At 48.9% G+C, this 12007-nt stretch carries 13 protein-coding genes; 3 read left to right on the forward strand and 10 right to left on the reverse strand.

All coding sequences use genetic code 11. From position 1 onward, the window contains the following. The first annotated feature begins 947 nt into the window (after positions 1–947). Both V6Z81_06120 and proC read left to right on the forward strand, forming a co-directional pair. Complete coding sequence (locus tag V6Z81_06120; protein MEG9862062.1) at positions 948–1469, forward strand: YbjN domain-containing protein; 522 nt, start codon at positions 948–950, stop codon at positions 1467–1469. Beyond that, on the forward strand, positions 1469–2329 hold the full coding sequence (gene proC, locus V6Z81_06125) for a pyrroline-5-carboxylate reductase (GenBank protein ID MEG9862063.1): 861 nt from the start codon (positions 1469–1471) through the stop codon (positions 2327–2329). The genes V6Z81_06120 and proC overlap by 1 nt, the downstream gene beginning before the upstream one ends. An 18-nt stretch (positions 2330–2347) precedes the next feature. Here the strand turns inward: proC and V6Z81_06130 are convergent, their stop codons facing one another. From V6Z81_06130 to V6Z81_06140, 3 genes are read right to left on the reverse strand one after another with little or no spacing between them, the layout of a single operon-like run. Continuing rightward, the gene (locus V6Z81_06130) at positions 2348–3706 is read right to left on the reverse strand and encodes an ATP-binding protein (GenBank protein ID MEG9862064.1); all 1359 of its coding nucleotides are present in this window, start codon (positions 3704–3706) and stop codon (positions 2348–2350) included. After that, a complete protein-coding gene (locus V6Z81_06135) occupies positions 3703–4470 on the reverse strand; it encodes a response regulator (protein MEG9862065.1) in 768 nt (255 codons plus the stop codon). The genes V6Z81_06130 and V6Z81_06135 overlap by 4 nt, the downstream gene beginning before the upstream one ends. After that, positions 4467–5003, reverse strand: coding sequence for a MarR family transcriptional regulator (locus V6Z81_06140; protein MEG9862066.1), 537 nt, complete (start codon positions 5001–5003; stop codon positions 4467–4469). Before V6Z81_06140 ends, V6Z81_06135 begins: the two co-directional genes overlap by 4 nt. Before the next feature lie 145 nt (positions 5004–5148). Here V6Z81_06140 and V6Z81_06145 point away from each other — a divergent pair, with 145 nt between their 5' ends. After that, positions 5149–6033 (forward strand): branched-chain amino acid aminotransferase, encoded by an 885-nt coding sequence (locus V6Z81_06145; GenBank protein MEG9862067.1) that lies wholly within the window; start codon positions 5149–5151, stop codon positions 6031–6033. 24 nt (positions 6034–6057) lie between these two features. Here the strand turns inward: V6Z81_06145 and V6Z81_06150 are convergent, their stop codons facing one another. From V6Z81_06150 to V6Z81_06180, 7 genes are all read right to left on the reverse strand, one after another. Continuing rightward, the gene (locus V6Z81_06150) at positions 6058–6510 is read right to left on the reverse strand and encodes a molybdenum cofactor biosynthesis protein MoaE (GenBank protein MEG9862068.1); all 453 of its coding nucleotides are present in this window, start codon (positions 6508–6510) and stop codon (positions 6058–6060) included. 5 nt (positions 6511–6515) lie between these two features. Then, on the reverse strand, positions 6516–6779 hold the full coding sequence (gene moaD / locus V6Z81_06155) for a molybdopterin converting factor subunit 1 (GenBank protein ID MEG9862069.1): 264 nt from the start codon (positions 6777–6779) through the stop codon (positions 6516–6518). Beyond that, on the reverse strand, positions 6776–7375 hold the full coding sequence (gene pgsA, locus V6Z81_06160; protein ID MEG9862070.1) for a CDP-diacylglycerol--glycerol-3-phosphate 3-phosphatidyltransferase: 600 nt from the start codon (positions 7373–7375) through the stop codon (positions 6776–6778). Before pgsA ends, moaD begins: the two co-directional genes overlap by 4 nt. Before the next feature lie 48 nt (positions 7376–7423). After that, positions 7424–9325: an excinuclease ABC subunit UvrC gene (uvrC, locus tag V6Z81_06165; GenBank protein ID MEG9862071.1), complete on the reverse strand. Its 1902-nt coding sequence runs from the start codon at positions 9323–9325 to the stop codon at positions 7424–7426. Positions 9326–9597: 272 nt separating this feature from the next. After that, the gene (locus tag V6Z81_06170) at positions 9598–10095 is read right to left on the reverse strand and encodes a dihydroneopterin aldolase (GenBank protein ID MEG9862072.1); all 498 of its coding nucleotides are present in this window, start codon (positions 10093–10095) and stop codon (positions 9598–9600) included. Between the two features lie 2 nt (positions 10096–10097). Continuing rightward, positions 10098–10898 carry an SDR family oxidoreductase gene (locus V6Z81_06175; GenBank protein ID MEG9862073.1) on the reverse strand — a complete coding sequence of 267 codons (801 nt, stop codon included), beginning with the start codon at positions 10896–10898 and terminating at the stop codon, positions 10098–10100. Next, positions 10895–11899 (reverse strand): calcium/sodium antiporter, encoded by a 1005-nt coding sequence (locus V6Z81_06180; GenBank protein ID MEG9862074.1) that lies wholly within the window; start codon positions 11897–11899, stop codon positions 10895–10897. The genes V6Z81_06175 and V6Z81_06180 overlap by 4 nt, the downstream gene beginning before the upstream one ends. Positions 11900–12007: the final 108 nt, after the last annotated feature.

The following is a 12007-nucleotide window of genomic DNA, read 5'->3' on the forward strand; positions in this document are numbered from 1 at the left end:
GGTAATTATATAAATCTCTAACCAAACAACCTGCCCCCTGTTTTCCCCCGGTCATCTACCCCGAGCAATCGGCTACGGGGTGAGGATGGTCACTTATTCGGGTATTCTGGCGCACCCTGAGGAGCGTCCAGGCGAGGGGGATTCTAGGGCCGACACACAAATTTAAGGGAATTATATTCTGGCCATTGTGTTCTCCGTTATCCCGTCCGCCTAAGGCGCCTACCTATATCCACCTGCCTATAAGGTGGCCACTTAGATATGCTGGCCATTGTGTTCTCCATTTTCCCATCCACCTGAAAAGGGGTCCCACTTATATCCCGCCCGACCAGGGTGGCCACTTAATTCAGGGAAATTATATACTCACACACCTGCTTGGCCCTCACACGCTTGCCTGACCCTCACTCAACGCGCCAAGACGGACACCTAATTTAAGAGAATTCTACACTTAAATTTAGGGAAGTTATAAACTTGACGACCCTCAATTTGCCCGGCCTATTTACCCCAAACTGGCCCCAGACCTACCCTAAATCTGCCCTTAGCCCTGACGGCCATCCTGATTATCGGTGTACGACAGTACTTGCCGACCCTCTTTTGCTCCTTATTTGCCCGGATTATCAAATCCTTCGGGCTACGCCTAATGGGATTTTAGGCCTAATGTAAGCCGCCCCGGACCATTTTGACCTGCCCCGAGCCTTTACCCGACCTAAAGCTATAACCCACCATAGGCCATTTTAACCCGCGACCATGGTCCAAACTGTCAACACTTTTTCCGTATTTTTCCCGTATTTTACGGAAGCACTGCCTGCTTCTTACCATAAGCGGCTATGAGGCTTGCTCTCTGGTATGAACTCCTATATACAGTGTGTGTTTGGTGGCTGACCCCTATATGAGGTAGGTTGGGGCGAAACGAGCCAAAAGCATAGCAGATTACAGGAGTACGACTAGTCATGGCATTAGATGGCATGTCCATCCACAATCCTCTGGACATGATTGAGCAACTCGCATCAGGGCGGGAGTGGCTCAGTGATCGTCGAGGAGATGCCGAACTCATCTTATGGCTTTCTGGTGCGCAAGCCACTCATGAGTTAAATCTTTATCTCGGCCATAACACTGGCCTGTCGTCTCGGTTATCACCTTCTGATGCACTAGATCTACAAGCTGTCTGTCTGCTTGACCTGAAAATTTCTCCAGACCGTAATACAGAGGCGCTTACGTTGCTTGCTCATATCAATGCCCGGCTGTGGTTTGGGCATTTTGATTTATGGATAGATGACGGCGTTATTCTATTTCGCTATGGACTAACCATAGAGTCTGGCGAGACGGGCGTACGACAGTGCGAAGCCTTAATACAATGCTCGTATGAAGCGTGTGAAACTTATACCCCCGCGTTTCATTATTTGTCACATGCAGAGATAAGTGCCGAACAAGCTTTGGCGGCTTGCATGTTTGAGACAGCAGGAGAGGCTTAGTGATAGAGGATTTGGAGGCTGTCCTTGCTGACTTTGCTGGACGGCCTTTGGTGTTGGTGGGTGCAGGCCGTATGGGGGGCGCTATGTTGTTGGGGTGGCTCAAGAATGGTCTAGACCCCGCTTTGGTGTTTGTCCGTGATCCATCACCATCTGCCTCTATTGCAACAGAAATTGCTCGTGAAGGGGTCTCCCTAAACACGAGTCTTGATGTTTTGGCTGTGCATCGACCAGCAGCTCTTGTGTTGTCAGTCAAGCCACAGATTATGGATGAAGTTGTACCATCTCTGGCACCTTTGTTGGCGAGCGATACAGTTGTGCTTTCGATTGTGACCGGTAAGAGTATTGCTACAATGGAGACATTGTTAGAGGCAGCCTCTCACCCTCCTGCCCTTGTGCGGGCAATGCCCAATATACCAGCGTCCGTCGGGTGTGCCATGACGGTTGTTACCGCCAATGGGCGAGTGAGCGCTGCCCAGCGGAGCTTGTGCTCGGCTTTGTTGGAAGCTGTGGGTGTGGTTGAGTGGATTGAGGATGAAGTGTTGATAGAGGCTGTAACGGCACTATCTGGTAGTGGTCCGGCTTATGTGTTTTTGTTGGCGGAGGCTATGGCTGATGCGGGGGTGGATTTGGGGTTGGAGCCGGAACAAGCAATGCGGTTAGCTCGTGCGACACTTGTCGGAGCAGGTGCTTTGATGGCTGAGAGTGAGGCACCGGCGTCATCTTTACGGGAAGGAGTAACCTCTCCTGGCGGCACGACGGCAGCAGCATTATCTATATTGATGGATGCCCAAGGACTTAAACCTCTTATGGCTCGCGCCATGAAGGCCGCCTGTGATCGCGCTCGGGAGTTAGGTGGATAAAGAGCAGGACTAATAATACTACCCTGACAAGTTTATCTGAACCCGCAACCCGCCAAGGGGCGAGGTGTCTAACTTAATATCTCCCCCGTGTAGGCGGATGATATCGCGTGCAATAGTAAGACCCAACCCCACGCCAAGCCTGTCTTGGTTACGGGCTTCATCCAGCTTGTGAAAGGGGCGGAAAACATTCTCTCGCTGGTCTATAGGGATACCCGGGCCATCATCATCAAGGGTAATGGTTAGTCTATCGTTTTGCTTGACTGCTGTAATGGCAACAATGCTTCCATAATCACACCCATTGCTCACAATGTTGGTAAAACAGCGTGTTAGGGCATTTTGTCTACCGGAAATCATCATAGAGGCTTCTGCGTCAATAGTAATAGATGTTTCTTTTTTGCGCTGGGTGGTGATAACCACATCGTTCAGCAGAGCAGTAAGGTCTAACCAGCGTGTTTGTTCTTCTTGCCCGTCTTGGGCAAAGGCCAAATAGGCCTCTAACATTTTTTCCATTTCCTCTGCGTCACGACGCAGAGCGGAGACGTCTACTTTATTCTCCAGCATTGCCAACTCCAGTTTGAAGCGGGTTAAGGGAGTGCGTAAATCATGACTAACACCGGCTAGCATATTGGTGCGCTGTTGAATGTGGCGGTCAATGCGGTTTTTCATGATGATGAAGGCCAGCGTGGCGCGTCGAATTTCTGTAGCGCCGCCGAGTTTAATATCCTCTATGTTTTGCCCCTTGCCTAGAGCATCTGCGGCATGAGCCAAACGTTGAATAGGTTTGAGTTGATTACGCTGAAAAATAACTGCGATACAAATAAGGATACATGAGGTCACTACCATCCAGATAATGAAAATATGGGAGTTGGTGGCATAGACACGACTACGGGGCATACGAACGCCCATCACGGTACCATCTGCCAGAAAGATACGTATGTCTACATCATTTTCTTGGTTGGTGGTGTTTAGCCAGAAGGGGCGCCGCACAATTTCTCTTAACTCGCGGCTTAGAGATAAGTGTAGGAGAGGAATAATAGGAATTTCTGAAACAGACGGTAACATCTCACCCTTGTTAAAGGTGATGCTATAGCCTAGTTTAGCAGTGATATTCTGAATCTGGCGAGTGGTATTGTAGATCTCTGTCTCTTTGAGGGTTGTATTGTCAGTTACGTTTTCATCATAGAGGTCCGCAATAACCGCCAGCTCCTGAACAGCGGTTCTTGATAGTTTTTTTGTGACACTTTCCCAATAGCGCTCCATAAAAACAAAAGCGACGACCGCCTGTAGAATAATCATAGGGGCAATGATGGTAACAAGGGAACGCCCTAAGAGGTCTTTGGGGAGAAGACGTTTGATACGTCTGGTAACAACGTTCATGGTGTACTTATCTTGTTGCCTCTCATGTCTATACTATCAGGTTTGAGAATATATCCGGCATTGCGCACAGTTTGTAGATAGGTTGGTTTGTGAGGGGTTTCCTCTATTTTACGGCGTAAGCGAGCAATCTGTACATCAATGGAGCGTTCTGAGGGGCCAATACCCGCTGCGCATAAAGCCTTTCGGCTGAGGATACTGTCTGGCGTTTGCGCCAATTGTTGCAAGAGTTGGCTCTCTCCAGCTGTTAGATATACTTTTCGCCCGCTTTCCATAAGGGTGCCCTGCTTTACGTTGAATGTGAACGGCCCAAACCGAATAGCATGGGGTGCTCCATCCATCTGTATAGTGTTAGGCTCTCGTGTGCGCCGCAATATGGTTTGAATACGCAAAAACAACTCACGAGGCTCAAAAGGTTTACCCAGATAATCATCCACGCCGCGCTCAAGGCCATCAATGCGGTGTTGTGCTTCCGAACGCGCTGTCAACATGAGGGTAGGAACAGAAGATTTCTGCTTCAGGCGAACAGCAAAACTCAACCCATCTTCCCCAGGCATCATGATATCCAGCACGATAAGGTCAAACTCAAGCCCTACCATGCGTTGTTCCGTTTCGGTGACATCTTTTGCTGTGGTAACCCGCAAGCCCTGTTCTTCTAGATAACGTTTCAGCAAATCCCGAATGCGTTGGTCGTCATCAATCACCAAAATATGAGCGGTTTCTACATCGGAGCTGGCCGTAGGGGGTGATGAAGGGGGCTTGTTCATGTTATGTGACCGGAAGCAAATAGCTTTGTAATTTTCGCGTGAGTTTCTTTGTTTACCATCTTCAGGAGGATAGATCGAAAAGTAGCTCGCTCATGGGGAGTGGTTTCAGATAGAGCGTGCAGGATACGTTCATGCTGGGGAGTGGATAATCTGCGTTCTAGGGCGATGCCCTCTGGAGTGAGATGAAGCAAGCGTTGGCGACGGTCACGAGAGCCGGTTTTTTGTTCAATAAATCCTTCTAGGGTAAGCTGTTTGAGGACTCGTGCTAGGCTTTGTTTGGTGATGGTAAGGATATCTAGAAGGGCTGCCACGGAGATACCTGGATGACGGCCAACAAAATGAATAATGCGATGGTGGGCGCGACCAAACTCAAAATCAGCTAGAATAGCGTCGGGGTCGCTGGTGAAATCTCGATATGCGAAAAAAAGAAGTTCACTTATTTCAACAAATTCCTGACGTTTTTCCGCATTTTCCACCTCTGCGAGGAGCCTGCTCGGGGGTGGATTTAGATGGGAGGATTTTAGGTCAGCCATGTTGACATATTTTGACGAAAGCACTACGCTCCATACATTCTAAGATGAAATGGGTTAGGAAGGCCAGCCACTATCCCCGTCTTTCGTTGCCCACTCTGTGGGTTATACGTATTAGGGGCCACGCAATATTGGGGGACCTTAAAAAATGTCTCAAGAAGGGTTTGATGATAGGCTGGGGTATATCTGGTTTGATGGCGCATTGGTTTCATGGCGTGATGCGCAGATTCCTGTTTTAAGTCACGGTCTGCATTATGCAAGTTGTGTTTTTGAGGGCGAGCGGGCCTACGCTGGTAAGATATTCCGTTTGCGAGAGCATACGTTGCGTTTGTTTGAGTCGGCAAGGATGCTTGGCTTTGAGATTCCTTGGGAAGTGGAGGAAGTTGATAAGGCCTGTTGCGATATGCTAGTTGAGCAGCAGATTAGTGATGGGTATGTGCGTCCGGTTGCGTGGCGGGGTAGCGAAATGATGGGAGTTTCGGCCCAGAACAACACAATTCACTTAGCCATTGCGGTATGGGAGTGGCCATCTTATTTTGACCCGGCGGAGCGTCTGAAAGGGATACGTTTAGATATAGCTGAGTGGCGTCGTCCGGCGCCCGATATGGCTCCTTGCTTTAGCAAGGCGGCGGGGCTTTATATGATTTGCACGTTAAGTAAACACGCAGCCGAGGCGAAGGGTTATGCGGATGCCTTGATGCTGGACTACCGAGGGTTTGTTGCAGAAGCAACTGGCGCTAATATTTTCTTTGTTAAAGATGGCGTTATGCACACGCCGACCCCTGATTGTTTTCTTAACGGCATCACTCGTCGGGCAGTGATTGATTTAGCACACCAACAGGGTGTTGAGATTGTTGAGCGTCATATTAGACTGGAGGAGATAGACTCTTTTCAGGAATGCTTTATTACCGGTACAGCGGCTGAGGTAACGCCGGTTTCTGAAATTGGGCCGTACAGGTTTGAAACTGGGGCGCTTACAAAGACCATGGTGGGGGAATATACCCGACTGATATTGACAGAAAACACAACTTAGTAGCGCATAAAAACGCGCAGAACGTTATGGTTTTTCCCACCGCTCGGCAGCTGCATGATCTTCGGGACGGCTGTCAACCCAGCGTTTATGTTCTCCATCACTTTCCTGTTTCCAGAACGGTGCTTGAACTTTGAGAGTATCTGCTAAAAAGGCGCAAGCCTCTATGGCTGGCTGTCGCTGTTTGGCTGCGGTAATAATCAGAACAATGGGGTCTCCCAGAGTCAATAACCCATAGCGGTGAATAATCAGGCAGTCATCTAACACCCAACGTTGACGGGCTTCCGCTTCCATCCTCGCCAACGTCTTTTCAGTCATGCCTGGATAATGCTCTAGCACCATCTGGGTTATGGGTCGCCCAGCGTTCATGTCCCGTACAACTCCCATAAATAAGCCAATGCCACCAATATCACATCGTCCCTCTGTGATGCTGGATAGTGCCTCTTGAACGTTAAAAACATCACGCTGGATATAAATCATGACGTCTAGCCGCCTGTCACAGGAGGAAAAAACGCAATTTCTTCAGCATGCTCTATCAACGTGTCCAGTTCTGCATAGTTTTGATCAACGGCAATATGAACGAAGGATATATCAGCAAAAGCCACCGCTCCTCGTTCATCACGCTCCGCCAACAGAGCCATTAGTGCCTCTGGCGTGTGCACACCACTAGGTAATGCTAGAGTTTCTTCGGAGCGTCCCATCTTCTCTCGGAGCCACGAAAAATAGAGAATTTTCACTGAGGTGGTCATGAATCTCCGTCTTCATCAATAACATAAGCGATGCCAGAGCGCCAATAATCATAGCCAGTATAAAGGGTCAACAAGGCGGCAATCCACAACAAGGTAAGCCCAATGCCCGTGAAGAGAGAATAGTCTTGATTTATAATTTTGATAGCTATCAGTTTGTCGGTAGCAGGAGCAGGAATTAAAAAACCGATGGCTAGTAGCTGAATGAGAGTTTTCCACTTAGAGAGTAAATTAACAGGTACACTTATCTGTAATGCTCCCAGATATTCACGCAAGCCAGATACGAGAATCTCTCGACATAAAATAACCACGGCGGCCAAAATTGATAAGCCTGCTATGGTTCCCTGACCTACCAGCATCAGCAACAAAGTGGCCACCAGTAGTTTATCAGCGATGGGGTCTAGCATACGTCCGAAACTAGAATGTTGCTGGCGAACACGCGCTAGATAGCCATCCAGAAAGTCAGTAATGCTAGCAACAACAAACAATCCAAAGGCCACCCAGCGCGCCCAATCGGCGGGGATAAAAAAAGTTGTCATCATAGTGGGTATCAGGAGGATACGACCATAGGTGAGCAAATTAGGAAGAGAGGTCAGCATGGGGAGGTGTTTCCGGTGAGTTTGTATCTTCTGTTTACGAGATTTTTTTTAAGTTTGCGCATCATGGAAATAATCATGGATAGCCTGTGCGAGGCGGGTGCTGATGCCTTTGACGGCAGCAAGATCTGCGGATGCAGCGTCTTTTACCGCCCGCGCCGAGCCAAAATGATGTAGTAGAATACGTTTGCGGTGTGTTCCGATGCCGGGGACCTCATCAAGGAGATTTTCTGTGATGGTCTTGCGACGGCGGGCGCGATGGCCACTAATAGCAAAACGATGGGCCTCATCTCGAAGGCGTTGCAGATAATAAAGGGCCGGTGAGCGCGGCGGTAGCGAGAAGACCTTGTTGCCTTTCATGAAAAAGCGCTCCTCTCCAGCATTGCGTTGGGAGCCTTTGGCGATGGCAATGAGGGGGATGTCGCTTAAGGCTAATTCATTCATAACTGCACGGGCGGTGCTTAGGTGGCCTGCGCCGCCATCGATGAGGACCAAATCGGGTCGGGGGGTATGGCCGCTTGTTCCTTTAGAGTTTGGCTCTTCTTGAAGAAGTAGTTTGAATCGGCGGGTGAAGACTTCTCTTATCATGGCGTAATCATCACCAGGGATGTCATCGGTGTTGCGAATGTTAAAGCGTCTGTATTGGTTTCTTATGAACCCTTCTGGTCCGGCAACAATCATGCCCCCGACGGGATGTGACCCCTGAGTATGGCTGTTATCGTAGACTTCAATACGCTGTGGGATATTGGGCAGATTAAAAACTTGAGTTACGGCCTCTAGAAGCTTGTACTGACTGGATGTTTCTGCAAGGTAGCGCTCTAGAGCCATGCAAGCGTTATCGCGGGCGTACAGGGTGAGGGCGCGTTTTTCTCCGCGCTGGGGGGTAGTGATGTTGATGCGGCGTCCGGCGCGTAGGGACAACGCTTCTGCTAAAAGTGACTGCCTATGGATGGGGCGGTCAAGCAAGATAAGGCGCGGGGGTGGTCGGTTTTCGTAAAATTGTGCTAGGAACGCATCCATGACGCTGGCGCTGTTTAGGGCACGGTCGTGGCGGGGAAACCATGCTCGGTTGCCCCAATTTTGACCGGCTCGGAAAAAAAATACTTGGATGCATGTTCGACCGCCATTTTGGTGGGATGCGAAAACATCGGCCTCTGTTAGGGAGGCGGGGTTGATGCCTTGGGTAGATTGGATTTTTGTAAGCGCATAAATGCGGTCCCGATATATAGCTGCTTGTTCGTAATCTTGGGCTTGGCTGGCATCGCTCATAAGGCGTGATAAATTATTTTGAATACGGTGGCTCTTGCCACTCAAAAACTCTCGAGCCTCGTGGACAAGTGAGCCATAATCATCAAGGTTGGTATGTCCTGTGCATGGGGCACTACATCGCTTGATTTGGTGAAGAAGACACGGGCGGGTGCGGGAGGCATAAACAGAATCAGAGCAAGTACGCAACAAAAATGCTCGTTGCAAGATTTCCAGCGTGTGATTGACGGAAGTAACAGAGGCAAAGGGGCCGAAATAGTCACCTGAGCAATTACGTACACCTCTGTGTTTGACAATGCGAGGAGCAGGGTGATCATCAGTGATAAGAATAAACGGGAAGGATTTATCATCTCGCATCAAAACGTTGAAACGCGGTTTCAATCGCTTGATGAGATTGGCCTCTAAGAGAAGAGCATCGGCTTCAGTTTGGGTAGTAATGAACTCCATTGAGGCCGTTAACACAATCATGCGAGCGATACGGTTAGAATGACCTGATAATTTGGCGTAACTCGCCACTCTGTGTTTTAGGTGGCGGGCTTTGCCTACATAAAGAGTTGTCCCATCGCTACCGATCATGCGGTAGACACCAGGGGTATCAGGTAGGGTTTTTACTTTTTCGGCAATTAAATCTGGCCCCGTTAAGGCTAGTGCTGTGTCAGTAGGTGTTTTTTGTGTGTTAGAGTCCATGAGGGATAGGAGTCAGGAGAGGCCATAAGGGTGTGAATAAGGTTGTTGAAAAAATGTAACCCACAAATGTATCTGTATGTAACAGGATATATCTTTTTTGGTAGAGATTGACGATCTTTTTCTATGTAATTGTATTTTATGTGCTTTTAGATAAGAGCGAGGCGACTTCTCGCAATACGATTTTTATCATTGCTTACAAGGCTGTTTTGATTTTCTCAAAAGGCGTGTGAAAAAACGGCCCTCCTTTATATTAAAAAGTGGATGCCCCCTATTTAGCTATTTGATTTCAGAGGTGCTTCCTCCGCCTCCGAGTAATTTTCTGGATGGGGCGAAAAACGCTCAATCTCGACACCGGCGGCGGTGGCTTGCTCTATAGCTTTGGGTTTTTCCACACGCACTCTGACCATTAGCACTCGCGCATCCTCCAGGCACAAGGCAGCGATGTCCTCCGCAAGTTCCTCCACCAGTGCCACATGCTTCCGAACAGCCAGCACACGAATGCGCTCGGCAAGAGTCTCGTAGCACACAACATCCTCAAAATGCTTCTCCTGCTCCGGCGATTTTATCTCCTGCGTTGCCATATTGATATTGATACAAACCGGCTGCCACCAGCCTTGTTCGTAATCATGGATACCAATCTGAGCCTCTACAACAAGGTCACGAATGAAAACATGAGCCACCCCACGTTGTCCATCGACGATAGGGCATGTGCCAAATTTGTTGAGTGTATTAAGAGCGTGGGGCACCTTTGTTTTCTCCGTTTGCGTCATTCTTATTCCAGTGCGGTTAGAATATCCGGCATTTTCCATGCCAGATGCTGTCCCCCATCCAGAATGATCATTTGGCCTGTCATACCGGGAGAGGAAAGGATAAACTGTACCGCCTGACAGAGTTCGTCTACTGTTGCGCCGTGTTGCAAAGGTACAGATTCTTGAAGGCGCTGGAAATGCTCATCACTTTGATGGCTACTCGGCAGAGTTGATCCAGGGGCTACAGCATTAACCCGAATCTTGGGCGCTAGAGCCTGTGCTGCCGTGCGTGTTGCGGTCCACAGCCCTGCTTTTGAGAGAGTATAGGAGTAAAATAGGGGGGTTAGACGCTGAACTCTCTGGTCAATTAGATTGATAACATCACCTTCTATGCTGTCAGGTAGGTGGCGAGCAAAAGACTGGGTGAGAAAAACCGGCGCTCGAAGATTAATATCCATATGGCGCTGCCACAACCCCGGTGTTATATCATCCAGCGTGTCACGTTCAAACAGAGAGGCATTGTTGATTAGGCATGAAACGGCTCCCGAAGCGTTTGTGGTATTGGTGCTAAAAGCGCGCATGGCGCTGGGAATGAGATTGTCTACCGCAGTTGAGTCGGCAAGGTCAGCCTGTATAGCAACAGCATGTCCACCGTTATTTGTAATGTTTTGTGCGAGAGACGTAGCCTCATCGCCGGACGTATTGTAATGCAAGGCAACGGCCCAACCGTTGGAGGCCATATACAGAGCCATGGCTCGCCCGATACGCCGCGCCGCGCCGGTTATCAGTGCTACAGGGCGTTGTTCTGAGGTAGCACTGGTCATGAAATAGCCTTGTTTGGTACCACAACCTCTGTAATATCAGGGTGCAACTCATGTTCGTAAGTGTGGCGGTCTTGAAATACCCATCCAATATAGAAGATATACCCCGCAAAAAACAAACACCCCATGGTGCGATTAATAGCACCACGGGTCATGCTAAAGGGGAGAACAAGCAGGGCGGCTACCAACATAACCCATAAATCCAGATGTAAGAACTCCTCCGGTATTGGTACAGGATGCACCATAGCGGTTAGCCCCATGACGGCAAAGAGATTGAAGATATTACTACCGATAACATTGCCGATGACGATATCCGTCTGTCGGCGCAGGGCGGCGGTAAAGGTAGCGGCAAGTTCAGGTAAGGATGTTCCTATGGCAATAGCAGTTAGGCCAATGACAGAATCGGGAATGTTAAATGTAGAGGCGATGTTGACCGCACCATAAATGGTAAGTTCTGCACTAATGGGCAACCCCACTAGTCCTATGATGATAAAGATTACAATCATCCATGGGGCAGTTATTTTTTTTGGGGTATCTTCAAGGAGAACATCCATGGAGTTAGTATATTGGGTGCAATATATGATGAACAGAATAATGCCGGAAAACATCAACGTGCCGAGCCAAAACGTCAACACGCCGCTAAAACAGATCAGAATACAGACGATGCTGCCACCGACCATCATGAGAGCATTTTGATGGATAGTACGTAGGGCGTCTTTTGAACAGGCGAGGGGAAAGAATATTGCAGGCAATCCGAGCGCTAGCAGAATGTTAGCGATGTTGCTGCCAACTACGTTACCCAGAGCAATACCAGTTGCACCATCAAGGGCAGCATCTACAGAGATGACAAGTTCTGGTGCTGAAGTAGCAAACGCTACCAGCGTAAGGCCAATGGTTACGGATGATATACCTAGTCGTCGGGCGGCCGCTATAGCGCCCAGCACTAGAATATCGCCGCAGACCACCAATCCAATAAGACCGCAGATGAGAGCTAGATACATCATGGTGGGGCTGTTTTATCGTGTTGTAGAGGCACCATAAGGAGGAGTATAGTAGCAGGTTATTGCGATTCACACCCCATAGGATTGCGGTTAAATTAAACAGCAGGATAG

The organism is Parvularculales bacterium, assembly GCA_036881865.1.
In the GTDB taxonomy this organism is placed as follows: Bacteria; Pseudomonadota; Alphaproteobacteria; order JAPOUT01; family JBAJNM01; genus JBAJNM01.